This window comes from Arsenicicoccus sp. UBA6765, from assembly GCF_002453335.1.
GTDB lineage: Bacteria > Actinomycetota > Actinomycetes > Actinomycetales > Dermatophilaceae > Arsenicicoccus > Arsenicicoccus bolidensis.
On the sequence record NZ_DKGR01000052.1, the window covers coordinates 89,480 to 113,454 of the forward strand.

The 23,975-nt window shown below is 72.2% G+C and carries 21 protein-coding genes, 1 tRNA gene, 1 other RNA gene and 1 pseudogene; 13 read left to right on the forward strand and 11 right to left on the reverse strand.

The features are described from left to right. Positions 1-68: 68 nt before the first annotated feature. The 5 genes from fabF to B4K29_RS13940 form a co-directional block, all read right to left on the reverse strand. Entirely contained in the window at positions 69-1,322 is a 1,254-nt protein-coding gene (gene fabF / locus B4K29_RS13920; protein ID WP_286960475.1) for a beta-ketoacyl-ACP synthase II, read from the reverse strand. A gap of 93 nt (positions 1,323-1,415) precedes the next feature. After that, positions 1,416-1,664: an acyl carrier protein gene (locus B4K29_RS13925; protein WP_019284666.1), complete on the reverse strand. Its 249-nt coding sequence runs from the start codon at positions 1,662-1,664 to the stop codon at positions 1,416-1,418. A 116-nt stretch (positions 1,665-1,780) separates the two neighbouring features. Next, positions 1,781-2,824 carry a beta-ketoacyl-ACP synthase III gene (locus B4K29_RS13930; RefSeq protein ID WP_029212727.1) on the reverse strand — a complete coding sequence of 348 codons (1,044 nt, stop codon included), beginning with the start codon at positions 2,822-2,824 and terminating at the stop codon, positions 1,781-1,783. After that, the gene (locus B4K29_RS13935; RefSeq protein ID WP_286960476.1) at positions 2,821-3,774 is read right to left on the reverse strand and encodes an ACP S-malonyltransferase; all 954 of its coding nucleotides are present in this window, start codon (positions 3,772-3,774) and stop codon (positions 2,821-2,823) included. The genes B4K29_RS13930 and B4K29_RS13935 overlap by 4 nt, the downstream gene beginning before the upstream one ends. A gap of 133 nt (positions 3,775-3,907) precedes the next feature. Continuing rightward, complete coding sequence (locus B4K29_RS13940) at positions 3,908-5,086, reverse strand: PucR family transcriptional regulator (RefSeq protein WP_286967766.1); 1,179 nt, start codon at positions 5,084-5,086, stop codon at positions 3,908-3,910. A gap of 289 nt (positions 5,087-5,375) precedes the next feature. On the opposite strand from B4K29_RS13940, the pseudogene B4K29_RS13945 reads away from it, so the two are divergent. Beyond that, a pseudogene (locus B4K29_RS13945) lies at positions 5,376-6,404 on the forward strand (glycerophosphodiester phosphodiesterase). 105 nt (positions 6,405-6,509) lie between these two features. Here B4K29_RS13945 and aceE read toward each other — a convergent pair. Together aceE and fdhD are read right to left on the reverse strand one after the other, a co-directional pair. Continuing rightward, entirely contained in the window at positions 6,510-9,269 is a 2,760-nt protein-coding gene (aceE, locus tag B4K29_RS13950; RefSeq protein ID WP_019284671.1) for a pyruvate dehydrogenase (acetyl-transferring), homodimeric type, read from the reverse strand. A 156-nt stretch (positions 9,270-9,425) separates the two neighbouring features. Further along, a complete protein-coding gene (gene fdhD / locus B4K29_RS13955) occupies positions 9,426-10,382 on the reverse strand; it encodes a formate dehydrogenase accessory sulfurtransferase FdhD (RefSeq protein WP_239263645.1) in 957 nt (318 codons plus the stop codon). A 154-nt stretch (positions 10,383-10,536) separates the two neighbouring features. On the opposite strand from fdhD, the gene B4K29_RS13960 reads away from it, so the two are divergent. The 6 genes from B4K29_RS13960 (at position 10,537) to B4K29_RS13985 (ending at position 14,592) form a co-directional block, all read left to right on the forward strand. Next, positions 10,537-10,965: a DUF3052 domain-containing protein gene (locus B4K29_RS13960; RefSeq protein ID WP_019284674.1), complete on the forward strand. Its 429-nt coding sequence runs from the start codon at positions 10,537-10,539 to the stop codon at positions 10,963-10,965. Between the two features lie 84 nt (positions 10,966-11,049). Continuing rightward, positions 11,050-11,532, forward strand: coding sequence for a peroxiredoxin (locus B4K29_RS13965; protein ID WP_019284675.1), 483 nt, complete (start codon positions 11,050-11,052; stop codon positions 11,530-11,532). Between the two features lie 145 nt (positions 11,533-11,677). Then, positions 11,678-11,750 (forward strand) — tRNA-Val (locus B4K29_RS13970). Position 11,751: 1 nt separating this feature from the next. Beyond that, the gene (locus tag B4K29_RS13975; RefSeq protein WP_019284676.1) at positions 11,752-12,681 is read left to right on the forward strand and encodes a Nif3-like dinuclear metal center hexameric protein; all 930 of its coding nucleotides are present in this window, start codon (positions 11,752-11,754) and stop codon (positions 12,679-12,681) included. After that, positions 12,671-13,411 carry a zinc ribbon domain-containing protein gene (locus B4K29_RS13980; protein ID WP_019284677.1) on the forward strand — a complete coding sequence of 247 codons (741 nt, stop codon included), beginning with the start codon at positions 12,671-12,673 and terminating at the stop codon, positions 13,409-13,411. The genes B4K29_RS13975 and B4K29_RS13980 overlap by 11 nt, the downstream gene beginning before the upstream one ends. Then, positions 13,408-14,592, forward strand: a complete 1,185-nt coding sequence (locus tag B4K29_RS13985; RefSeq protein ID WP_286967769.1) for a bifunctional RNase H/acid phosphatase — start codon at positions 13,408-13,410, stop codon at positions 14,590-14,592. The genes B4K29_RS13980 and B4K29_RS13985 overlap by 4 nt, the downstream gene beginning before the upstream one ends. A 343-nt stretch (positions 14,593-14,935) precedes the next feature. On the opposite strand, the gene B4K29_RS13990 is transcribed toward B4K29_RS13985, so the two are convergent. Continuing rightward, positions 14,936-15,682, reverse strand: coding sequence for a YaaA family protein (locus tag B4K29_RS13990; RefSeq protein ID WP_019284679.1), 747 nt, complete (start codon positions 15,680-15,682; stop codon positions 14,936-14,938). Positions 15,683-15,715: 33 nt separating this feature from the next. Between B4K29_RS13990 and B4K29_RS13995 the strand changes: the two genes are divergently transcribed. The 5 genes from B4K29_RS13995 to B4K29_RS14015 all read left to right on the forward strand — a co-directional run bounded on the left by B4K29_RS13995 (position 15,716) and on the right by B4K29_RS14015 (position 21,230). Continuing rightward, entirely contained in the window at positions 15,716-17,170 is a 1,455-nt protein-coding gene (locus tag B4K29_RS13995; RefSeq protein WP_239263641.1) for an RNB domain-containing ribonuclease, read from the forward strand. Between the two features lie 14 nt (positions 17,171-17,184). Next, positions 17,185-17,557, forward strand: an RNA gene (gene rnpB / locus B4K29_RS14000) — RNase P RNA component class A. An 86-nt stretch (positions 17,558-17,643) separates the two neighbouring features. Beyond that, positions 17,644-19,149: a GGDEF domain-containing protein gene (locus tag B4K29_RS14005; RefSeq protein WP_286967772.1), complete on the forward strand. Its 1,506-nt coding sequence runs from the start codon at positions 17,644-17,646 to the stop codon at positions 19,147-19,149. After that, positions 19,146-20,573, forward strand: a complete 1,428-nt coding sequence (locus B4K29_RS14010) for a GGDEF domain-containing protein (protein WP_286967773.1) — start codon at positions 19,146-19,148, stop codon at positions 20,571-20,573. The genes B4K29_RS14005 and B4K29_RS14010 overlap by 4 nt, the downstream gene beginning before the upstream one ends. Before the next feature lie 9 nt (positions 20,574-20,582). Beyond that, positions 20,583-21,230, forward strand: coding sequence for an MBL fold metallo-hydrolase (locus B4K29_RS14015; RefSeq protein WP_286967774.1), 648 nt, complete (start codon positions 20,583-20,585; stop codon positions 21,228-21,230). A gap of 144 nt (positions 21,231-21,374) precedes the next feature. On the opposite strand, the gene ppgK is transcribed toward B4K29_RS14015, so the two are convergent. Next, positions 21,375-22,151: a polyphosphate--glucose phosphotransferase gene (gene ppgK / locus B4K29_RS14020; protein WP_286956844.1), complete on the reverse strand. Its 777-nt coding sequence runs from the start codon at positions 22,149-22,151 to the stop codon at positions 21,375-21,377. 20 nt (positions 22,152-22,171) lie between these two features. Next, complete coding sequence (map, locus tag B4K29_RS14025; RefSeq protein ID WP_029209908.1) at positions 22,172-23,041, reverse strand: type I methionyl aminopeptidase; 870 nt, start codon at positions 23,039-23,041, stop codon at positions 22,172-22,174. Positions 23,042-23,118: 77 nt separating this feature from the next. Here map and B4K29_RS14030 point away from each other — a divergent pair, with 77 nt between their 5' ends. Continuing rightward, positions 23,119-23,334, forward strand: coding sequence for a hypothetical protein (locus B4K29_RS14030; RefSeq protein WP_029209909.1), 216 nt, complete (start codon positions 23,119-23,121; stop codon positions 23,332-23,334). Between the two features lie 132 nt (positions 23,335-23,466). On the opposite strand, the gene B4K29_RS14035 is transcribed toward B4K29_RS14030, so the two are convergent. Beyond that, entirely contained in the window at positions 23,467-23,886 is a 420-nt protein-coding gene (locus B4K29_RS14035) for an SRPBCC family protein (protein WP_286967775.1), read from the reverse strand. Positions 23,887-23,975 lie beyond the last annotated feature (89 nt).

Genomic DNA, 23,975 nt, shown 5'->3' on the forward strand with positions numbered 1-23,975 from the left:
ACCGACGTCGTCATACCGCCGATCGACATTGATGCCGACGAGGGTGCTGCGACTGGGCCGGCCGGTGGTCAGCCGACGCTCTTGACCACCAGCGCGACGTTGGCGCCACCGAACCCGAACGAGTTGTTGAGCGCCGCGAGGTCGCCCTCGGGCAGGGCTCGCGCCTCGCCGGTGACGACGTCCAGCTCGATCTCGGGGTCCTTGGACTCGAGGTTGATCGTCGCCGGGATCGTGCGGTCACGCAGCGCCAGCAGCGTCAGGACGGTCTCGAGGGCGCCGGCCGCTCCGAGGAGGTGACCGGTCATCGACTTGGTGGCCGTGACGGCGATCTGGGAGGTGTGGTCCCCGAACGCCCGGTGGATGGCCCTGGTCTCGGCGACGTCCCCGACCGGGGTGGAGGTGGCGTGCGCGTTGACGTGGCAGATGTCGGTCGTGGTCAGGCCGGCGTCCTCGATGGCCTCCAGCATGGCCCGGGCCGCGCCACGACCCTCGGGCTCGCCGGCGGTGATGTGGTAGGCGTCCGCCGACGCGCCGGCACCGGCGATCTCGCCGTAGATGCGGGCGCCGCGCGCCGTGGCGTGCTCCTCGGACTCCAGCACGAGCAGGGCCGCGCCCTCGCCCAGCACGAAGCCGTCCCGGTCCTTGTCGTAGGGACGGGAGGCGCGCTCGGGCTCGTCGTTGCGGGTCGACAGGGCCTGCATGGCGGCGAATCCGGCGACGGGCAGCGGGTGGATGGCGGCCTCGGTGCCACCGGCGACGACGACGTCGGCCTTGCCGCTGCGGATCAGGGCGAGGGCCTGGGCGATGCCCTCCGCGCCAGACGCGCACGCGCTCACCGGCGTGTGGGCGCCGGCGCGTGCGGTCAGCTCGAGCGAGACGGCGGCCGCGGGGCCGTTGGCCATCAGCATGGGCACAGCGAGGGGGAAGACCCGGCGCGGGCCCTTCTCGCGCAGCACGTCCCACTGGTCCAGCAGGGTCTGCACCCCGCCGATCCCGGTGCCGAGGCACACCGCGAGCCGCTCGGGCTCGACCTCGGGGGCGCCGGCGTCGGCCCAGGCCTCGCGGGCGGCCACGAGGGCGGCCTGGGTGCTGGGGTCGTTGCGACGGACCTCGACCTTGCTCAGGACGTCGGCGGTCGGGACGGCCAGGGTCGCGGCGAAGGTGACCGGCAGCTGGTGCTGCGCGACCCAGTCGTACGGCATGGGGCGGGCGCCGGATCGGCCCGCAAGGATGGCGTCCCAGGTGTCCTGGACGTTACCGCCGACGGGCGTCGTGGCACCGAGACCGGTGACGACGACGCGGCGGCTGCTCGAGGTGGTCATCTCGCTGCTCCTTGGTGGATGAGGTGGGGCCGGACGGGGCGGACCGGGCGAAGTGCCGCGGTCCACCCCGTCCAGAGGCGGGGGTGCCTCGGGTCAGCCCTGGGCCCCGTTGATGTAGGACACGGCGTCGCGCACCGTCTTGAGGTTCTTGACCTCGTCGTCGGGGATGCGGACGCCGAACTTCTCCTCGGCGTTGACCACGATCGTCATCATCGACAGCGAGTCGATGTCGAGGTCCTCGGTGAAGGACTTGTCCATCTGGACCTCGGCCGCGTCCAGGCCGGTCTCCTCGTTGACGATCTCGGCCAGGCCCTGGAGGATCTCGTTCTCGTTCATGGCCATCTCAGGCTCCTTCTCGGTTGCTCCGACCGTGCGGTGCGGAGGGTGGGATGGTGCGGGCTGACCCGATGGGTCCCGTCGGGCCGCGGGAATCTGCGTGCGTGCTGGCGGTGGCGCCGTCAGGGGAGGACGATCACCTGGGCGGCGTAGACCAGGCCCGCGCCGAAGCCGATCTGCAGGGCGAGCCCACCGTGCGGCGCCTGGCCCTCGGTCAGCATGCGGTCGGTCGCCAGCGGGATCGAGGCCGACGAGGTGTTGCCCTGGTGGCGGATGTCGTCAGCGACCGGGACGTGCTCGGGCAGCTTGAGCTGCTTGACCAGCGCGTCGACGATGCGGATGTTGGCCTGGTGGGGGATGAACGCGTCCAGGTCGTCGGCCGTGATCCCGGCCGCGTCCAGCGCCTCCCGGCACACGGGGGCCATGGCGTAGACGGCCCACCGGAACACGCTCTGCCCGGCCATCGTGAGGTAGGACCAGGGCATGGCGTCCCGGGGACTCTGCTCCTCCAGGCTCCCGACGTGGGCGTGGTCGCGCAGGTCCACCCAGGAGTACTTGTTGCGGATGACGTCCCAGTCCTCGCCCTTGGAGCCCCACACGGTGGGCCCGATCCCCGGGAAGTCGGACGGGCCGACGACCGCAGCCCCTGCGCCGTCGCCGAAGATGAACGCCGTGCCACGGTCGTGCTTGTCGGTGAAGTCCGAGAGCTTCTCCACCCCGATGACGAGGACGAACTCGGCGGTGCCGCCGCGGACCATGTCGTTGGCCAGGCCGATGCCGTGGCAGTAGCCCGCGCACGCCGCCGACAGGTCGAAGGCTGCGGCCGGGGAGGCGCCGATGCGGTGGGCCACCGCGGCCGCGGCGCTGGGCGTCTGGAAGGGGTGCGTCACGTTGGCGACGATGACCGCCCCGAGCTGGTCGGCGCGCACGCCGGCCTTGGTCAGCGCGTCCTCGGCGGCCGCGCAGCTCATGTCGATGACGGACTCGTCCTCGCGGGCCCAGCGGCGCTCCTCGATGCCGGACCGGCTGCGGATCCACTCGTCCGACGAGTCGATCCACTGGCAGACCTCGTCGTTGGTGACGACGCGCTCGGGGCGGTAGCCGCCGACCCCCCAGATGCGGGCGTGGGCGGCGCCGGAGCGTTCGGTGATGGTGGGGCGGGTCACTCGGTGCCTCCTTCGGTGGGGGAGCTGCCGTGCTCGCGGATCATGCGGTGCGCGGCCTCCAGGTCGTCGGGCGACTTCAGCGCCAGCAGCTCGACGCCGGGCATGGACCGCTTGGCCAGGCCCACGAGCGTGCCGGCCGGCGGGATCTCGATGAGCCCGGTCACGCCCTGCTCGACCATCGTCTGCATGCACAGGTCCCAACGGACGGGGCTGGCGACCTGGCTGACCAGCCGGCGCAGCACCTCGTGCCCGTCGCGGACGAGCCGGCCGTCCTTGTTGGACACGATCGGCACGCGGGCGTCGTGGCTGGTCACGCCCCGCGCGAGGACCTCGAGGCGGGCCTGGGCGGGGGCCATGTGCTCGGTGTGGAAGGCCCCCGCGACCGGGAGCGGGATGACCCGCGCCTTGGCCGGCGGGTCGGCCTTGAGCGCCTCGAGCTGCCCGATGGTGCCCGCCGCGACGGTCTGACCGCCGCCGTTGACGTTGGCCGGGGTCAGCCCGTGACGCTCGAGGGTGGCCAGCACCTCGTCGGGGTCGCCGCCCAGGACCGCGGTCATGCCGGTGGGGGAGACGGCAGCGGCCTTCGCCATACCGTCCCCGCGCTCCCGCACGAAGACCAGGGCCTGCTCGGCGGTCAGGACGCCCGCGGCGCAGGCCGCGGTGATCTCGCCGACCGAGTGGCCGCTGCCCATGCCGATGACCGGGTAGCCGGCAGACGGGTGCTCGAAGAGCGCCAGGAGGCTCAGCAGCCCGGCGCCGACGATGAGCGGCTGCGCCACGTCGGTCTCGGTGATGGTCGGCTTGTCGGACTCGGTCCCGTGGGTCACCAGGTCGGTCCCGGCGACCGCGGAGAACCACTCCAGCCGGTCGCGGAAGCCGGGCAGCTCCAGCCAGGGGGCGAGGAAACCGGGGGACTGGGAGCCCTGTCCAGGGCAGACGATCGCTAGCACCCGTCCACTCTCTCCCGAGATCGGCGCGGACGCCGTGCCGGATCGCCACCAGAAACGGTCTGGTTCCTTGGAGGATTCCTACAAAGAGCGGGTGGGGGCGGGTATGCCGGGCCGCTGGTGGACGGGGCCGGCCTCAGCGCCAGGACTGCGGGGCAGGAGCGCCCAGTCGTCCCAGCGCCAGGGCCAGCCGGACGGTGAAGGCGTCGCGCGAGGACGTGAGGTCGTGGCCCGTGACCTGGGCGATCCGACCGAGCCGGTAGCGCACCGTGTTGGGGTGCACGAACAACGCGCGCGCCGTGGCCTCCAGGCTCGGCTCGTCAAGATAGGCCGACGCGGTCTCAAGCAGGCCGCCCCCGCTGTCGACGAGGGGACGGTGGATGCGGTCGAGGAGCGCCCGTCGCGCGTGGTCGTCCCCCGCGAGCACGCGCTCCGGGAGCAGGTCGGAGGCCTCGACGGGCCGCGGTGCGTCGGGCCAGGCCCGGGCCGCGGCGAGTCCCAACAGGGCCGCCCGGGCCGAGCGTCCGGAGGCGAACAGGTGAGGGACGGTGGGTCCCAGCACGACCGGCCCGTCGCCGAAGTAGGCCAGCAGGCGGCCGGCCGCGTCGGCGACGTCGCTCGTGCCGCCCAGGATGACGACGAGGCGCCGACCCTGGACGGCGCTGAGCGCCTCCACGTGGATGCGGGCGGCGGCCCGGCGCACCGCATCGATCACGGCGGCGGTGTCCTCATGCGGGCTCAGACCTGCGACGACGGTGACGTGGCGGATGGACCCCCAGCCCAGCGCGGTGGCGCGGGAGCGGAGCGAGTTGTCCGCCTCGCCGCGGATGACGGCGTCCACGACGAGGGACTCGAGCCGGGCGTCCCAGGCGCCCCTGGACTCGGCGGCCTCGGCATACACCTGGGCCGCGGCGAAGGCCACCTCGCGGCTGTAGCGCAGCACCGCCTCCCGCAGGGCCGGCTCGTCGCCCACCGCGGCCAGCCCCTCGACCTCCTCCTCCACCACCCCCACGACGGAGCGGACCAGGTCCAGCGTCTGGGCCAGCGAGACCGACCGCGTCAGCTCGCGCGGCGCCGTGCCGAACACGTCGGCCGTCACCATGGGCGGTGCGGCGGGGTCGCGCAGCCACCCCAGGAAGCTGCCGATCCCGGCCTGGGCGACCAGCCCCACCCAGCTGCGGTCCTCCGCGCTCAGCGAGCGGTACCACTCGTGCTGCGCCTCGATGCGGGCCGTCGCCGCCGTGGCCAGCATCCCGGCGCTGTCCTGCACGCGCTGCAGCGTGGCGGGCGTGGGGGTGGGACGCGGGGAGGGCACGGCGGCAGCCTAGTTGTATGACGCCGACAAGCCGTCACGCGGATGGCCCACGTTCACCCGGTGGCCGGGCGATCGTCGCCTGTCCGCACTAGCGTCCACCCCCATGAGACGAACCCCCACCGTCGCGGCCGTCGTCCTCGCCGCCGCGCTGCTGCCCGTGACCGCCGCGATGTCCTCCGCCAGCTCGGCCAGCTCGGCCGGCTCCGCTGCCGCCGACGCGTCCTCCGACGACCGCTCGCAGGCGGCCGACCACGGGGGCAAGGACCGCCGCTACACCGACGCCAAGGGCATGCCCTCGCCGCTGGTCGTCGCCCACCGTGGGGCCTCGGGCTACCGCCCCGAGCACACGATCGCGGCCTACGAGCTGGCGGTGCAGATGGGCGCCGACTACATCGAGCCCGACCTGGTCATGACCAAGGACGGTCAGCTGGTCGACCGCCACGAGCCCGAGATCTCGGGCACGACCGACGTCGCCGCCCACCCCGAGTTCGCGTCGCGCAAGACCACCAAGAAGCTCGACGGGGTCGACGTCACCGGCTGGTTCACCGAGGACTTCACCCTCGCCGAGCTGCGGACGCTGCGGGCCAAGGAGCGCCTCGCGACGGTTCGCCAGCGCAACACGATCTACGACGGGCTCTACCAGGCCCCGACCTACGAGGAGGTGCTGCGCCTGCGCGAGCGACTCTCCAAGAAGTACCGCCGCACGATCGGGATCATCCCCGAGATCAAGCACTCCACCTAATTCCACGACAAGGGTCTGGTCCCCGAGCCCCAGGTCGTCGCCCTCACCGAGAAGTACGGCCTCAACAAGCGCAACGCCCCGATGTGGATCCAGTCCTTCGAGATCACCAACCTCAAGGACCTGCGGTTCCGCCACGGCTACAAGGCGAGCTCGACGTTCCTCGCGTGGACCGGCACCGGACCGCTGGACGGCCCCTACGACCTGATCTCCAAGGGTGACAAGCGTCTCTACCAGGACTGGATGACGCCCAAGGGCCTCAAGGAGATCTCGCGCTTCGCCAACGGCGTCGGGCCGGAGAAGTTCTTCGTCATCCCCAAGAAGGCGGACGGCACGCTGGGCCAGCCGACCTCTCTGGTCGGTGACGCCCACCGCCTCGGCCTCAAGGTCGTCCCGTGGACGTTCCGCAACGAGAACCAGTTCATGGCCAAGGACCTGCAGAAGGGCACCAACCCCGCCGACTACGGCAAGGCCATCGAGGAGCAGGTGGCCTACCTGCGCACCGGCCTCGACGGCCTGTTCACCGACAACCCTGACACCGGCGTGGTCGCCCGCGACATCTTCTGGGGCCGTCAGTAGCCCCCGCCCCCTCCGCTCCGTACGCCCAAGATCGTGAGGGTTTGGTCCAAGAAACCTGGACCAAACCCTTACGATCTTTGCTGGTGGTGCGGTGGTGCGGTGGCGTCAGGCGTCGCCGCCCGCGTTGCCGCTGGTGCCGGCGGTGACGTCGCTCAGGCGGTACTTGTCCATCGCCTCCTGGACGACCGAGCGCTCCACGACACCCTGCTTGGCGAGTGCCGCCAGGGTCTGCACGACCATGGACGGGCCGTCGATGTGCAGGTGACGGCGGGCGGCCGCACGCGTGTCGGAGAAGCCGAAGCCGTCCGCGCCCAGCGTGAAGTAGTCGCCCGGGACCCACTCGCGGATCTGGTCCTGCACGGCCCGCATGTAGTCGGACACCGCGACGACCGGACCCGGACGGTCCTTGAGGGCCGTCGTGACGTACGCCTCGGGAGCGTCCTGCGAGGGGTTGAGGAAGGCCTGCTTGTCGGCGGCCATGCCGTCGCGTCGCAGCTCGTTCCACGAGGTGACCGACCACACGTCGGCGGCCACGCCCCAGTCCTTGGCGAGCAGCTCCTGCGCCTCGAGGGCCCACGGGACCCCGACGCCGGAGGCCAGCAGCTGGGCCCGCTTGTCGCCCGCGTCACCGGCGCCCTCGGCCTCCTTGAGGAGGTACATGCCCTTGAGCAGACCCTCGACGTCCAGACCCTCGGGCTCGGCCGGCATGACGATCGGCTCGTTGTAGACCGTCAGGTAGTAGATGACGTCCTCGGCGTTCTCGCCATACATCCGGCGCAGACCGTCCTGCATGATGTGGGCGATCTCGTAGGAGTAGGCCGGGTCGTAGTGCACGACCGCCTCGTTGGTCGAGGCCAGCAGCGGGGAGTGCCCGTCCATGTGCTGCGTGCCCTCGCCGGTGAGCGTGGTCTTGCCGGCCGTCGCGCCGATGAGGAAGCCGCGGGTCAGCTGGTCGGCGGCGGCCCAGATCGAGTCGCCGGTCCGTTGGAAGCCGAACATCGAGTAGAAGACGTACATCGGCACCATGGGCTCGCCGTGCGTGGCGTATGACGTGCCCGCCGCCGTGAAGGCCGCCATCGAGCCCGCCTCGTTGATGCCGAGGTGCAGGATCTGGCCGTTCTTGGCCTCGCGGTAGGCGAGCATCAGCTCGTGGTCGACCGGGGTGTAGTTCTGCCCGTGCGGGTTGTAGATCTTGATCGTCGGGAAGAACGAGTCCATGCCGAAGGTGCGGGCCTCGTCGGGGATGATCGGCACGACGCGCTGGCCGAACTCCTTGTCGCGCATGAGGTCCTTGAGCAGCCGGACCCACGCCATGGTCGTGGCGATGGTCTGCTTGCCCGAGCCCTTCTTGACCGTTGCGTAGGCCTTGTCCTCCGGCAGCTTGAGGGCCTTGCCGGAGTCACGGCGCGACGGCAGGCCGCCACCGAGCTCCTTGCGCCGCGTCATCATGTAGGCGATGCGGTCGTCGTCCATGCCGGGGTGGTAGTACGGCGGCTGGTAGGGGTCGTCCTCGAGCACCTTGTCGGCGACCGGGATCTCGAGCCGGTCGCGCAGGTCCTTGAGGTCGTCCAGGGCGAACTTCTTCATCTGGTGCGTCGCGTTGCGCCCCGCGAAGTGCTGCCCGAGGAAGTAGCCCTTGATCGTGTGGGCGAGGATGACCGTCGGCACGCCGGTGGTCTCCGTGGCGGCCTTGTAGGCGGCGTACACCTTCGTGTAGTCGTGACCGCCACGGGTGAGACGCCATACCTCGTCGTCGGACCAACCCTCGACCATCTTGGCCGTGCGCGGGTCCCGGCCGAAGAAGTGCTCACGGACGTAGGCGCCGTCGTTGGCCTTGAAGGTCTGGAAGTCGCCGTCGGACGTGGTGTTCATGAGGTTGACCAGCGCGCCGTCGCGGTCCGCCGCGAGCAGCGGGTCCCAGCCGCGGCCCCAGACGACCTTGATGACGTTCCAGCCGGCGCCGCGGAAGAAGCTCTCGAGCTCCTGCATGATCTTGCCGTTGCCGCGCACCGGGCCGTCGAGGCGCTGCAGGTTGCAGTTGACGACGAAGGTGAGGTTGTCGAGCTCCTCGTTGGCGGCCCACTGCAGCGCACCGCGCGACTCGACCTCGTCCATCTCGCCGTCGCCGAGGAAGGCCCACACGTGCTGCTGCGAGGTGTCCTTGATGCCGCGGTTGTGCAGGTAGCGGTTGAACTGCGCCTGGTAGATCGCGTTCATCGGGCCGATGCCCATGGACACGGTGGGGAACTCCCAGAAGTCCGGCATCTGGCGCGGGTGCGGGTACGACGGGATGGCCTGGACCTTGCCGTCCACCACGTGCGAGTGCTCCTGGCGGAAGCCGTCGAGCTGCTTCTCGTCGAGGCGCCCCTCGAGGTAGGCGCGGGCGTACATGCCGGGGGAGGCGTGGCCCTGGAAGAAGATCTGGTCGCCGCCACCGGGGTGGTCCTTGCCGCGCCAGAAGTGGTTCATGCCGACCTCGTAGAGCGTCGCGGCGGACGCGTAGGTCGAGATGTGGCCGCCGACGCCGATGCCGGGGCGCTGCGCGCGGTGCACCATCATGGCGGCGTTCCAGCGCAGCAGGCGGCGGTAGCCGCGCTCCGTGGTCTCGTCGCCGGGGTACCAGGGCTCGCGCTCCGGCGGGATGGTGTTGACGTAGTCCGTTGAGGTCAGCGAGGGGACGCCGACCTGACGCTGGCGGGCCCGCTCCAGGAGCTTGAGCATCACATAGCGTGCTCGCTGCCGTCCGCCCTCGTCGATGATCCCGTCGAGCGACTCGATCCACTCCTGCGTCTCGTCCGAGTCGATGTCGGGGAGCTGGTTCGGCAGTCCGTTGATGATCGGACCGACACCATCGCGTGCCACCACGCCTGTGTCCTTTCCTAGAGGGACCTCCCGGCGCACTGATCAGAGCGCCGGGCGGGACGACCGCCCCCATCCTCCACCCAAGATGGGGTGCAGGTCACACCGGGGACCGATTGCGGGGAGGACGAGACTATTTGGCGCGGATCGGGCCGGGCAAGATCAGCCGCCGGGTGTCTCGTGCGTTGGTTGGGCGGTTGGTTGGGCAGTTGGGTGGCCGGCCGGCTCGCCGGTGTCGATCCGGTCGGGACGGCTGTATGCCGTGAACCGGGGCGGCCGCACGAACGCGGCCAGGGTGAGGCCCACGTCCCGCGCCAGGTCGACCGCCAGCGAGGACGGCGCCGACACGGCGGACAGCACGGGGACGCCGGCCATCGCGGCCTTCTGGGTCAGCTCGAAGCTCGCCCGCCCGCTGACCTGCAGCACGTGACCGGCCAGCGGGAGCAGGCCCTCGCGCGCGGCGGCCCCCAGGACCTTGTCGACCGCGTTGTGGCGGCCGACGTCCTCACGGACGAGCAGCACCTCGCCGGCAGCCGTGAACAGGCCGGCGGCGTGCACCCCCCCGGTCCGGTCGAACGCTCCCTGGTGCTCCCGCAGCCGGTCCGGCATACGGACCAGGTCTGCTGCTCGCACCCGCACCGGGTCGGCGGCCACGTCGTGGGGGAGGCGGGTGCGGATGGCGTCGATGCCGGCCTTGCCGCAGACCCCGCAGGAGCTCGTCGTGTAGGTGCTGCGGGTGGCGCTGGCCAGCGCCTCGGCCGACCCCGCTCCTGCACGCAGCGTCACGTCCACGACGTTGTAGGTCGGGGAGCCGTCCTCGCCCTCGTCCAGGCAGTGCATCAGGCCCAGCACGTCGTCCGCGGCCGCCACGACCCCCTCGGTCAGCAGGAACCCGATCGTGAGGTCGAAGTCGTCCCCGGGCGTACGCATCGTGACCGCGACCACCTCGCCGTGGACCCGGATCTCGAGCGGCTCCTCGACGGCGAGCGTGTCCGGTCGGGGCCGCACCGACACGCGCGGGCCCGCAGCGCCTTCTGCGACCAGTTCTCCGTGGAGCTCGCCGACCGGCTCGTCCACCACGAAACGGGTCGCCGGCACCCTCGTCGTCACTCGTCCCATGCCCGCCAGCCTAGGCGCCGTCACCCTCCGCGACGGCGCACGTCCTTGCCATGCGGCCTCTGATTGGGTGGACTAGACCTCACGACCTCATGGTGAGGCCGTGACCGGAGCGTCCCCCGACGCCCCGGATCCGGACGGAAGGACCAGGACGACAGTGACGACGACCGCGGAAGCGGCCGCTGCGGCAGCCCATCTGACCAAGCTCGGGCTCGTCGAGGGCGCGGTGGTGCAGGAGCTCGGCTACGACGACGACGTCGACCTCGACCTGCGCGACCGGCTCATGGAGCACATCGGTTCCGACCTCGTGGACGAGGACCACGGTGACGTGGTCGACGCGGTGCTGTTCTGGCACCGCGACGGCGACGGTGACCTCGTCGACGCGGTCGTGGACGGCCTGACCGACCTGGACGACCAGGGCTTCATCGTGCTGATGACGCCCCGGGCCGGCCGGGACGGGCACGTCGAGCCCGCCGAGATCGCCGAGGCCGCCACGACGGCCGGGCTGCACGTCTCCGGGGCGCTGACCGACTCCTCCGACTGGACTGGCACCCGCCTGGTCCCGCCGCGCGCCAAGAAGAAGTAGCACCGCGAGGCGCCGGGGCGGTCGACATACGGCACCGCCCCGTCGCTGAGTTGCGCCTGGGGCGCGGGTTGACAGACTGGGGCCATGAGCGACTCCCAGACCGCACCGTCCGTGGGCTCCGAGGCCCCCGACTTCACCCTCAAGAACCAGTTCGGCGAGGACGTGACCCTGTCCTCGTTCCGCGGTGACAAGAACGTCGTCGTCGTCTTCTACCCCTTCGCCTTCTCCGGGATCTGCACCGGGGAGCTGTGCGAGATCCGGGACAACATCGCCGGCTTCCAGGGCGACGACGTGCAGGTGCTGGCCGTCTCGTGCGACCCGATGTTCACGCTGCGCGCGTGGGCCGAGGACCAGCGCTACGACTTCCCGCTGCTGTCCGACTTCTGGCCGCACGGCACGGTGGCGCAGGACTACGGCGTCTTCCTCGAGGGCGGTGGCCTGGCCAAGCGCGGCACCTTCCTCGTGGACAAGGACGGCAAGGTCGCCTGGACCCTCGTCAACGAGCCCGGCGAGGCCCGCGACTTCAGCGGCTACCACGAGGCCCTGGCCGCTCTCCGCTCCGCCTGACGACCCGCCGGGGGCGGAGGCATTGACCGGCCGTCGTCCGGCAGGTCGATGCACCTGCCCCCGGCAGGTCGCGAGCCGTGGCGCGTCCGTCCTCCTCGGCCCTGGCACAATGGGCGACCGCGACGCCCGCCAGGTCGTCGCGACGGGGCCTGTAGCTCAGCTGGTAGAGCACTGCGTTTACACCGCAGCTGTCGTCGGTTCGAACCCGGCCGGGCCCACATGGACAGCGCCGCGCACGACGGCCACCGCACCCCCTCGCTCGCCGAGGTCCTGGAGGTGCTGCGTGGCCTCTATCCCGAGGACACCGCCCAGTCGTGGGACCAGGTGGGCCTGGTGACCGGCGACCCGGACCAGCCGGTCCGCTCGGTGCTCCTGGCCGTCGACCCCACGCTCGACGTCATCGACGAGGCCCGTGAGCTGGGCGCCGACCTGCTAGTCACCCACCATCCGCTGCTGCTCCGTGGCGTGCACAGCGTGGCGACGACCTCGGCCAAGGGGGCCGCCGTCACGCGACTGGTCGTGGCGGACATCGCGCTCTACTGCGCCCACACCAGCGCCGATGTCGCCGCCACCGGGGTGTCGCAGGCCCTGGCCGACGCCCTCGAGCTCGGCGGGGTCAAGCCGCTGGCGATGGAGGAGGGACAGCCGCTCGGGCGCGTCGGGCAGCTCGCGCAGCCCACGAGCCTGCGGTCCCTGGTGGAGCGGCTGGCCGCGGTCCTGCCCCCGGCCCCGGTCGGCATCCGTGTCTCCGGGCCGGCCGACGCGCAGGTGAGCCGCGTGGCGGTGCTCGGCGGCGCAGGCGACAGCCTGTTCGACGAGGTCCGGGCGAGCGGGGCCGACGTCTACATCACCTCTGACCTGCGGCACCACCCGGCCCTGGAGGCGCGCGAGGAGGCGGGCGGCGGCCCGCCATACCTCGTGGACGCCGGCCACTTCGCGACGGAGTGGCTGTGGCTGGACGTCGCGCGCCACGCCTTGCTGGAGGGTCTGTCGGCTCGCGGGGCTACGGTGGACGTCACGGTGTCGACCCGCACGACCGACCCCTGGACCTTCCTCGTCCGCACCGACGACGACCGCAGCAGCTCCGACCACACCCAACCCCAGGGCACCGGCCCTGCCCGACCCAAGGAGGACGCCGGTGAAGGCTGAACCCGCACGCCAGTGGCGCCTGCTCGATCTCGCCGAGCTCGACACCCGTCTGGACCAGATCGCCCACCGCCTCCGCTCCTCCGACGAGCAGCGCGCCGTCGACGCCGCCACCCAGCGCCGGCAGGCCCTCGACACCGACCTGGTGCTCGCCCGCACCGCGGTCAGCGACGTCCAGCGCGAGATCAAGCGCGCGGAGGACGAGGTGCAGATGGTCCGTGACCGGATGACCCGCAACCAGGCGCGTCTCGACTCCGGCCAGGGCACGGCCAAGGACCTGCAGGCGATGCAGCACGAGCTCGAGTCCCTGCACCGGCGCCAGGGCACCCTGGAGGACCTCGAGCTGGAGGTGATGGAGCGGGCCGAGGAGCACCAGAGCACGCTCGACCGGCTCGAGGCCCGCGCCTCCGAGCTGCAGTCCGAGCTCGACGAGGCCACCACGGCCCGCGACCGCCTCGTGCGCGACCTCGAGTCCGAGCGCGAGCAGGCGACGGGCCGGCGCGAGGGCATCGCATCCGGGGTGGGCGAGGACCTGCTGGGGCTCTACACCAAGGTGCGCGAGCAGGTCGGCGGCGTCGGTGCCGCTGCGCTGCGCCAGCGCCGTTGCGAGGGCTGCCACATGGAGCTCAACAACGTCGACCTCGGCCGCATCCGCTCCGCGGCCGACGACGAGGTCCTCCGCTGCGAGGAGTGCCGACGGATCCTCGTGCGCACCGCCGAGTCGGGGCTGTGACGCGGCTCGTCGTCGAGGCCGACGGCGGGTCGCGGGGCAACCCGGGGGTCGCCGGCTATGGCGCCCTGGTGCGTGACGGGGCCACCGGTCGGGTGCTGGCCGAGCGGGCGGCCCCCCTCGGCAAGCAGAGCAACAACGTCGCGGAGTACTCCGGCCTCATCGCCGGCCTCGAGGCGGCGGCGCGCATCGACCTGGCCGCCGACGTCGAGGTCCGCATGGACTCCAAGCTGGTCGTCGAGCAGATGGCCGGCCGGTGGAAGATCAAGCACGAGGACATGCGTCGCCTCGCCCTCGAGGCCCGCGAGCTGTGCAGCGCCCGATCGGCTGCCGGCGGGTCGGTCCGCTTCACCTGGATCCCGCGCGCCGACAACAAGGACGCGGACAAGCTGTCCAACGACGGCATGGACGGCCTCACGATTGACCGGTCGTATGCCGACGGGCCCGACGCGACGGCCGTCGACGCAACGCGCCCGGCCGCCGTCAGCGAGCGCCACCCTGACGGGCCGGCCGACCAGCCGGACAAGGGCCTCGTCACCGACCCCGTGCCCGGGGCCGCGGCAGACCTCGGCGCCCCGACCCGCATCCTGCTCGTGCGGCACGGCCTCACCGACTTCACCGTCAAGGGCCGGCTGGACGGTCGCGGGGGAGGCGACCCGGTGCTCAACCCGGACGGGGAGGCCCAGGCGCAGGCCTGCGCTGCGGCCGTGCGACGGCTCGTGGGGACCGAGGTGCGCGTGGTCACGAGCGCCCTGCGTCGCGCCCGGCAGACCGGCGACGCGATCACCGAGGCTCTCGGCACGACCGCGACGAGCGACGAGCGGTTCGACGAGCAGGGCCTCGGTGACTGGGACGGTAAGTCGATGGCCCAGGTCGCGGCGCGCTGGCCGGACGAGCTGGCCGCGCTCCGCACCGACCCGGCCTACGCCCGCCCCGGCGGCGAGAGCCACGACGAGCTGCGGGACCGTGTCCTCGCCGGCTGGCGGGACGTCGTCGACGCCGGTGGGACGACCGTGCTGGTCGGGCACCGCAAACCCTTCCTCGTCGTGCTCGCGGAGGTGCTGGGCATGCCGCACGACCGGTTCTGGCGGCTGGCCCTGGCGCCCGGGTCGCTCACCGGCGTCGAGGTGTGGGCCGACGGCAACGCCTCCGTCTCGTTCGTCAACCGGACGTCGCACCTCTGATACCCGGCGTCGGTCTTGCGTCGTGGGAGGGTCCGGCATACGACCACGACCGAGGCGTGGTGGATCGTCGCCGTTGCCGCGCGATCCTCGTCCGTGGCGGGTTGCCGCGCGCGTGCTCGCTCGCATCGCGGGTGGCGTGCTGCAACAGACCACGGACACCAGTCGGATCCACCGGCAGCGGTCGGCGCCACGACCACCGGCCTTCGCACCCCAGCCTGGGGTGACGGAGGCGGGCTGATGTACCTACCTAGGGTAGGTCCATCGGCCTGGCGCGCGAAGGCGGGCGGATGTACCTACCTCGGGTAGGTCTATCGGCCTGGCGTGCGAAGTCGGGCGGATGTGACTACCTCGGGTAGGTGTCGAGGATCCAGGGGCGGCCGACGCGCTCCGGCGGCTCCAGCGCCACCTCGAACCCCGCCGCCAGGGCGTCCGCCAGAGCGCGTGGCGACCGCGGCGTCGCCGGCAGCTCGCAGATCGCCCGTGCGACCAGCCCACGCGTGTGCTTGGCCATGTGCGTGGCGCCGGGCACCCGCACGTGCACCCAGCGCCGGGCGAGCTCCCCCGATGGAGGCCAGGCTGCGGCATACGTGCTGGACCGGCAGTCGACGACCAGACCGGACCCGGCCGCGGCGGTGAGCACCGGGCCGACCCGCGGGCGCCACCACGTCGCGAGCGGCCCCAGCGAGCCGAGCCGCACACCCATCGACAGCCGGTATGGCGCCACGCGGTCGGTCAGGCGCAGCGCGCCGTGCAGCGCGGACTGGACCACCACGAACCTCCGGGCCCGCCGCAGCCCCGCCGCGTCGAGGGACGCGAGGTCCAGCGCGTCGTAGAGCACCCCTGTGTAGAGCTCGGCCACCGGCACCGCGGGCGCCGTGTCCAGGCGCAGGTTGCGGGCGATCTCATCGGTCAGCCCGGGCGACACGCCGAGCGCGTCGGCAGCATCGGGCCGTCCGGACACCGCAGCGAGCTCGCGCACCACGTCGAGCCGCGCCGGCGTCAGCTCCGGCCAGGACAGCGACTCGGGGCGCCAGCGCCGACCCCGGGCGCGGGACGACTTCGACTCCGACGGGGGCAGCAGGATCAGCACCGGGACAGCCTAGGGCCCCCTAGAGTGACCTCCATGGCTGCGACCCGCACGATCCTGACCTCTGAGCCCGGCGGTGACGAGCTGCACCGCGCGTTCGACGAGATCCGCGCCGAGCTCGACGTCCCGGGGGAGTTCCCCGCCGAGGCGCTGGCCGAGGCGGAGCAGGCCGCCGCGCGCCCGGTCCGGGTCGGCGCGGACCTGACCGCGCTCCCGTTCATCACCATCGACCCCGAGGGATCGATGGACCTCGACCAGGCCATGCACCTGGAGCGGGACGGTGCGGGCGGGGTGCGCGTGCTCTACGCCATCGCCGACGTGCCGGCCTACGTGCGCCCGGGTGGCGCCATCGACACCGAGGCCAGGCGTCGCGGCCAGACGATCTATGCCCCCGACCGCCGGACGCCCCTGCACCCCACCCGGCTCAGCGAGGACGCGGCGAGCCTGCTGCCCGGCGTCGAGCGGCCGGCCTTCGTGTGGGACCTGCGCGTCGACGCCGACGGTGACGTCCGCCTCGAGTCCCTCGACCGCGCCATGGTGCGCTCCGCGGCGCGGCTCGACTACGACCAGGTGCAGCGCGACCTCGACGCAGGCACCGCCGACCCGATGCTCGGGCTGCTGCGCGACGTGGGTCTGGCGCGGCAGGCGCAGGAGCGGGCCCGCGGCGGCGCCAGCCTCCCGATGCCCGAGCAGGAGGTCAACGGCGACGCCGAGCACGGCTACCGCCTCGAGCTGCGACCCCTCGCCCCGGTCGAGGACTGGAACGCCCAGATCTCCCTCATGACCGGCATGGCGGCGGCCGAGGTCATGCTCGCGGCCGGCGTGGGGATCCTGCGCACCATGCCTCCCGCCGACGAGCGCGACGTGGCGCGGCTGCGTCGCCAGTGCGCGGCGCTGGGGGTGCCCTGGGCCCCCGGCCAGCCGTACGGCGAGATGCTCCAGTCCCTGGACCGCACCGACCCTCGGCACCTCGCGATCATCCACGCCGCCACGACGCTGTTCCGCGGCGCGTCCTACACGCCCTTCGACGGGGCCGCGCCCGAGCAGGCCCGCCACGCCGCGCTGGCCGCCGGCTATGCCCACGTCACCGCTCCGCTGCGGCGCCTGGTCGACCGGTTCGGCCTCGTCGTGTGCGAGGCCGCCGTGGCCGGCACGGACGTCCCCGACTGGGCGCGGGCGGCGCTGCCCACCCTCCCCGAGCTCATGCGGTCCTCGGACCGTCGCGCCAAGGCCGTCGAGCGCGCCTGCACCGACGCCGTCGAGGCCGCCGTGCTCGCACCTCGCCTGGGGGAGACCTTCACCGCGAGCGTCGTCGACCTCTCCGACAAGGGACCCTCCCTCGTCCAGCTCGTCGACCTGCCCGTGCTGGCTCCCTGCGCCGGTGACGACCTCGAGCTGGGGAGCACCCTCGAGGTCCGTCTCGTCGAGGCGTCGGTGGAGCGACGTCGGGTGGCCTTCGAGGCGGTGGGCGCGGCGTCATACGGCCGGTAGACTCTGCCCCGGGATGAGTCGGTCGGGCGATCGCGTCACCGTCATGGTGCCGAGGAACGTCCGGGCTTCGAAGGGCAAGGTGGTGGCTAACGGCCACCCGGGGCGACCCGCGGGACAGTGCCACAGAGAACAGACCGCCAGGACGTTCGCAGAGCGGCCTGGTAAGGGTGAAACGGTGGTGCAAGAGACCACCAGCGCCGTGGGTGACCACGGCGGCTAGGTAAACCCCACCTGAAGCAAGCTCAGACAGTGCGCGTCCGAGGGCTGCCCGCCCGAGCGCACGGGTAGAGCGCTCGAGGTGGCCGGCAACGGCCACCCTAGATGGATGATCGCCCATCCCCGGGAGACCGGGGTGGACAGAACCCGGCGTACAGACCGACTCATCCCGCCCACGGGCCGGTCACGGGATCACTACACTGCGTAGTCCAGGGGTCTGCGGTAGCCATCCGCAGACCCGCGAAAGCGAGGTTTCCGTGGGTCGTTGGTCGGTCTCCCTCGGCCTGGGTGGCTTCTACCTCCTGCTCGCCGTCGTCGACCTCGTCACCTCGCGGACCGGGTGGGGCATCGACCCCGACCGGACGGTGCGGTTCGGCGTCTACGCCTGCGCCTACCTGGTGCTGCTCGCCTCGATCGCGTGGGCCCTGCGGCAGCACCCGTCCCGGCGCAACGCCTTCACCTATGCCCTGCTCGTCGCGTGGGCCGTCTACGCCGTCGGGGACTACGTCAGCGACCTCACGGCCGACCTCGTCTACGGCCACGACCGTCAGCTGGCCGACCCCGGTGACGCTCTCATGCTCGGCGCGTACACGATCGCCCTCACCGGATACGTGCAGCTGGTGGCCCGGGCACGCGAGCGCCTCAACGTCGCCCGGACCCTCGACACGCTCATCCTGACCGTGGCCCTCGGCACCATCGCCTGGATCACGCTCGTCGTGCCGGGCCTGCGCTCACCGCTGTTCCAGGGCCACCCGTCCTCCGCCGTCGTCTGCGCCCTCTTCCCGATCCTCGACCTCGTCCTGCTGGCCGTGGGCGTGATCAGGGTGATGTCACGCGCCCCGGTCAGCTGGGGGGCGATCATCGGGCTGGCCTGCCCGGCCCTGCTCCTGGTTGGTGACTGCCTGGACTTCGCCAACCTCATCCACGACCGCCAGGCGCCGGACGCCGCCCACGTGGCGTGGGTCCTGGCCTACGGGGCGGTCGCCGCCGCCGTCACCGCGCCCGTGGGCGCGAACGTCGGCTCGAGCGGCCGAGAGCTCGACGCCCGGCTCACCGCCCGCCACCACGTGCCCTGGCTGTTGGGGATGGGGATGCTCCCCGTCGGCGTCTACGGCTGGCAGCTGGCGGGCGCCGCGGGCGACGGCTCGGTGCCGGACGGCTCCGCCCTGTCGGTGTCGATGCTGCTGATGTTCGGGCTCGTGGTGGCCCGGGCGGCCGGCATGATGCGCACCTCGGACCAGCAGTCCGAGGTCCTCGAGGTCCTCGCCCGCAACGACCACCTCACCGGGCTGCCCAACCGGCGCACGGGTGACGCCGAGCTGGGCCGGGCCCTGGTCCGGGTCGAGCAGACCGGGGAGCCCCTGAGCGTCACGATCATCGACCTCGACCGGTTCAAGGCGTTCAACGACAGCTTCGGTCACCACGCGGGCGACGAGCTGCTCGTCGGGTGCGCCCACCGGTGGAGCGACCTGCTCGGGCCGGCGGAGGTGCTGGCCCGCTACGGCGGCGAGGAGTTCGTGCTGATCACCGTGGGCCTGCCGACGTCCGCGGTCCTCGACCTGCTGGACCGGCTCAGGGCGGCCACGCCTCGCCAGCAGACCTTCTCGGCCGGGGTGACCCAGTGGCAGCGGGGAGACTCCGACGCGGACCTCGTGGCCCGCGCCGACGAGGCGTTGTATGCCGCCAAGGCCAACGGCCGCGCCCGGACCTACCTGTGGGAGACGCGGGACGCATCCCTCGACGCGGGGGAGGGTTCGAGGTGACGGAACGTCCGCTGGTCTTCCGCGTCGCGGCGATGGTCGCAGCGGGCATCCTCGTGACCTACCTGTGGCTGCCCGTCGAGCATCGGCTCGACCTGGCGACGGTCGCCATCGCGGTCGTCCCGCTCACCTTCCTCGCCGGCATCCTGCTCTATCGCCCTCCGGGCCGCGCCATCTGGTGGACCTTGCTGGTCGGGACCGCGGCGTGGGGGATCCTCAGCCTGCCGCTGCCCCTGATGCGCGCGGAGCTCGTGGGCGGCGTGCTGGTGGGTGACGTGATGTCCATCGTCGGCTACGTCGTCGTCATTGCGGGTGTCGTGTCGGCCTCGGGACGGGTCACCAGCGAGGCCGCGCGCAGCGTGGCGCTCGACGGGACGATCTTCGGCCTCGGGTGTGCCGCCGTCATCTGGTCCTTCGCCGCCGAGACCCAGGCGACCGAGTCGCCGATCGCCTTCACCACCGTGACGTCGCCGCTGCTCGACCTCCTCGTCATCATCGCGGCGAGCCGGATCGTCCTGACGTCGGGCGGCGCGCCATCGCCCGTCCTGCTCGTCCTGGGCATGAGCGCCATGACGGTGGGAGACGTCCTGCAGCTGGCCGACCCCATCCGGGTCCAGGGTGGCTACTCGAGCGCGGTGTTCTGGTACGTCGTGAGCGCGTTCGTCGCAGGCCTGGGGGCCCTGCACCCGTCCATGGCGCGGTTCGCCGGGCGGTCCCGCAGGCCGTCCGCCGGGCTCGAGCGGATCCAGCTCACGGTCCTCGCGGTCGCGGCGGTGATGCCGCCGCTGATGCTGCTGCGCGAGCACGACCGGCCGCAGGGCCTCAGCGCCTGGCCGCTGCTGCTGATGACGGCGGTGGTCTTCGGGCTGGTCATGCTGCGGCTGGGCCGGATGATGCGGCTGGTCGACCAGCAGCGCGGCCAGCTGCAGGCCCTGGCCCGGACGGATCACCTGACGTCCCTGCCCAACCGGCGCACAGGCGAGGCGGAGATGCACCGGATGGTGGCGGAGGCGGTCGAGCAGGACGTGTCGCTGGTGGTCGCCCTGCTCGACCTCGACCACTTCAAGGGGTTCAACGACCTGCACGGCCACCCGGCCGGCGACCGGTTGCTCGAGACGACCGCGTCCGCGTGGCGCCGCAGCCTGCCCCCGGACGTCTTCCTCAGCCGCCACGGCGGCGAGGAGTTCCTCATGCTGGCCAAGGGGCGTCACCCGGACAACGTGCGCCTCCTGCTGGAAGGGCTGCGCGGAGCGGCCCAGACCGGCCAGACCTTCTCCGGCGGCGTGGCGGTGTGGGACGGCATCGAGAGCGTCGCGGCGATGGTGGCCCGCGCCGACGTCGCCCTGTATGCCGCCAAGGCCGGGGGACGCGACGCGGTGCGGTTCTCCGAGGTGCGTCCCGTGGTGCTGCAGGGGGTCGACGCCTAGGGTTGAGGCATGCGCCTGACACATCTCGGACATGCCTGTCTCCTGGTCGAGATCGCCGACCAGCGCATCCTGGTCGACCCGGGCACCCTGGCCCGCGGCTGGGTGGAGCTGCGCGATCTCGACGCCGTCGTCGTCACCCACCAGCACCCCGACCACCTGGACCCCGACCGGCTTCCCGCGCTGCGCGAGGGCAACCCCGACGCGGCGTGGTACGTCGAGGCCGAGGCCAGGGACCTGGTGGAGGTGCCCGGCTCGGTGCCCTTCGTGGGCGGCGACGAGGTGCGGGTCGGCGACGTCTCCCTGCGCGGCGTGGGTGAGCAGCACGCCGTCATCAACGAGCTCATCCCGCGGGTCCGCAACACCGGCGTGGTCATCAGCGCCGACGGCGAGCCGACGGTCTTCCACCCCGGCGACGCCTACGACGCCGAGCCCGGTCCGGTCGACGTCCTCGCGATGCCGCTCAACGCGCCGTGGTGCGCGAGCAAGGAGACGGTCGCCTTCGTCCGGCGCATCGCGCCGAGGTATGCCGTCCCGGTGCACGACGGTCTGCTCGCACCCGCCGGTCGCGGCATCTATCTCGACCACGCGACGAGGTTCAGCCCCGAGCGGACCGAGGTCGTGGACCTCGCCAGCGGGGACGCCCGCGACTTCACCTGAGCCCGCCGGCACCACCTGAGCCCGCCGGCATCGCCTGAGCCGGAGGACGTCATACCCGCCGGGGGCGAAGGCATCAGCCTGGGGGACGAACCCCGGCGGATGCCTCGGCCGCCGGCGGGTCCGGAGGCCTTCGCCGCCGGCGGGTCAGTGGCGGCGGGCCGCCTCGTCCGCCGCCAGCGCCGCCGCGCCCACGATGCCCGCGCTGTTGAGCAGCGTCGCCGGGATGATCGGGGTGCGCAGGTCGAGCAGCGGCAGGAACTTCTTCGCCTTCTTGGAGACGCCGCCTCCGACGACGAACAGGTCCGGCCACAGCAGGTCCTCCAGGTGGGAGTAGTAGCGCTGCAGCCGCTCGGCCCACTCCTCCCAGGAGAGGTCCTTGGCCTCGCGCACGCCGTTGGACGCGCGGGTCTCCGCGTCGTGGCCGTCCAGTTCCAGGTGCCCCAGCTCGGCGTTGGGGATCAGGACGCCGTCGTGGATCAGGGCGATCCCGATCCCGGTGCCGAGCGTCGTGAGGATGACGAAGCCGTCCTTGCCCTGGGCCGCGCCGTAGCGCACCTCGGCGATGCCCGCCGCGTCGGCGTCGTTGACGACGTGGACGTCCCGGCCGAGCCGCTTGGTGAACAGCGCGTCGGCGTCGCAGTCGATCCAGCGCTTGTCGATGTTGGCCGCCGAGCGCACGACGCCGTGGGTCACGACGCCGGGCACGGTGATGCCGACCGGTGCGTCAGGACCGACCTCGTCCAGCTGGTCGATGATCTGCGCGATCACGTCGGCGACCGCCTCGGGGGTCGAGTCCTCGGGGGTCGGGATCCGGACCCGCTCGGCGGCGAACTCGCCGGTCTCGAGGTCGACAGGGGCTCCCTTGATGCCGCTGCCCCCGACGTCGATGCCGAGGGGGAGGCTGGTGCTGCGTGAGGTCATGAGATCCAGCGTATGACGACTCACACCGCCGTCAGGATCTCCGCACCGTTATCGGTCACGACGATGGTGTGCTCGAACTGCGCGGAGCGGCTCAGGTCGGCGGTGACGACGGTCCAGCCGTCGTCCCACAGGTCCCAGTCGCTGCCACCCCCGAGCGTCAGCATCGGCTCGACGGTGAAGGTCATGCCGGGCTCGATGACGGTGTCGTAGGCGGGCGCCGCGTCGTAGTGGGGGATGATCAGGCCGCTGTGGAACTCGGTGCCGATCCCGTGCCCGGTGTAGTCCCGCACCACGCCGTAGCCGAACCGCCGGGCGTAGGACTCGATGACGCGACCGATCACGTTGACCTCGCGCCCCGGGCGCGCCGCCTTGATGCCGCGCATCATCGCCTCGTGGGTGCGCTCGACCAGGAGGCGGGACTCCTCGTCCACGTCCCCGACGAGATAGGTCGCGTCGGTGTCCCCGTGCACGCCGTCCACGAAGACGGTCACGTCGAGGTTGACGATGTCGCCGTCCTCGAGCGGGCGCGAGTCGGGGATGCCGTGGCAGATGACCTCGTTGACGCTGGTGCACAGCGACTTGGGGAAGGCCTTGTAGCCGAGGGGCGAGGGATAGGCGCCCGCGTCGCAGACGAACTCGTGCACCACGCGGTCGATCTGGTCGGTCGTGACGCCCGGCGCGACCAGCTCGGCGCCGACGGCCATGGCCTCGGCCGCGATCCGACCGGCGACGCGCATGCGCTCGATGGTCTCGGCGTCCTTGACCAGCCGGTCGCCGTCCTCGCGGATGTCCTGCCCGCGGTCGACGTAGTGCGGCCGCTCGATCTGGGAGGGGACGGCGCGACGTGCGGAGACGCGGCCGGGGACGACGGCGGCAGGGCTGATCGACATAGGCTGCAGTCTAGGGAGCCGCGCGGGCGGCACCCCAATCAGGACGCACGACCGCCAGCTCGAGGAGGAGACCGACGATGGCCTACTGGTACAACGTGAAGACGAACCAGGTGGAGACCGACCAGGATCGCTCGCGCGACGAGGACGTCATGGGACCCTACGGCTCCGAGGCCGAGGCCCGCGAGGCACTGACGACCGCGCGCTCGCGCACCGAGGCATGGGACGAGGAGGACGAGCGCCGGGCCCGCGAGGACGGCGACGAGCCGGACGCGCCCGGCACCCTCGGCCTCTGACCCTGGTCGATGCCGGGCTGACCCACCCACGTATGCCGGGAGCCGGCCACCCCCGCACGGGGTGGCCGGCTCCTGCCGTGCCTGCCGCAGGCCGTGCCCGGGGCCCTGGCCGCCGGGGCGACGCCCCTCGACTCAGAGCGCGTCCTGCTCGATCCGCTCCAGGGCCGTCTCCCAGCGCGCCTTGAGCGCGTCCCGGTCGGCGCCGGGGTGCAGGTTGCTGTGGGTGACGTCCAGGCGGGTGGTGGACTCGCCGTCCTTGGCGAGGTCCAGCTCGACCACGGAGGCAGGGGAGTCGGCGGAATCGTCCGGGTGCCAGGAGAACCTGATCTGCTCGAGGGGGTGGAAGCTGCGGGCCACGCCGTGCGACCCGTCCTTGGCGCGCCAGGGCTCTCCCTTGCTGCCGAGCTCTCCACCCTCGCCGAGGAGGGCCTCCGCACCGTGCGGCTTCATGAGGACGTTCCAGACGCTGTCGATGGGGTGGGACACCACGCGGCTCACGCTCACGGTGGTGTCCATGGCCTTGTCGACCGACTCGCTGCTCTGCTCTGCCATGGCGGACCTCGATCCGTTTCCGATCCTCGTCGACCGGTCCGGGGTGAACCGGCGTGCTGTCACACTACTCCCGGGCCTGGTGGTCGGCA

Bases quoted from the DNA above. Each gene is read 5' to 3' on its own strand.
- fdhD (WP_239263645.1), bottom strand. From the start codon at position 10,382: ATGGGACGAGTGACGACGAGGGTGCCGGCGACCCGTTTCGTGGTGGAC.
- fabF (WP_286960475.1), bottom strand. From the start codon at position 1,322: ATGACCACCTCGAGCAGCCGCCGCGTCGTCGTCACCGGTCTCGGTGCC.
- ppgK (WP_286956844.1), bottom strand. From the start codon at position 22,151: ATGACCTCACGCAGCACCAGCCTCCCCCTCGGCATCGACGTCGGGGGC.
- B4K29_RS14030 (WP_029209909.1), top strand. From the start codon at position 23,119: ATGGCCTACTGGTACAACGTGAAGACGAACCAGGTGGAGACCGACCAG.
- map (WP_029209908.1), bottom strand. From the start codon at position 23,041: ATGTCGATCAGCCCTGCCGCCGTCGTCCCCGGCCGCGTCTCCGCACGT.
- B4K29_RS13995 (WP_239263641.1), top strand. From the start codon at position 15,716: ATGGCTGCGACCCGCACGATCCTGACCTCTGAGCCCGGCGGTGACGAG.
- B4K29_RS13975 (WP_019284676.1), top strand. From the start codon at position 11,752: ATGGACAGCGCCGCGCACGACGGCCACCGCACCCCCTCGCTCGCCGAG.
- B4K29_RS14015 (WP_286967774.1), top strand. From the start codon at position 20,583: ATGCGCCTGACACATCTCGGACATGCCTGTCTCCTGGTCGAGATCGCC.
- B4K29_RS14035 (WP_286967775.1), bottom strand. From the start codon at position 23,886: ATGGCAGAGCAGAGCAGCGAGTCGGTCGACAAGGCCATGGACACCACC.
- B4K29_RS13925 (WP_019284666.1), bottom strand. From the start codon at position 1,664: ATGGCCATGAACGAGAACGAGATCCTCCAGGGCCTGGCCGAGATCGTC.
- B4K29_RS13965 (WP_019284675.1), top strand. From the start codon at position 11,050: ATGAGCGACTCCCAGACCGCACCGTCCGTGGGCTCCGAGGCCCCCGAC.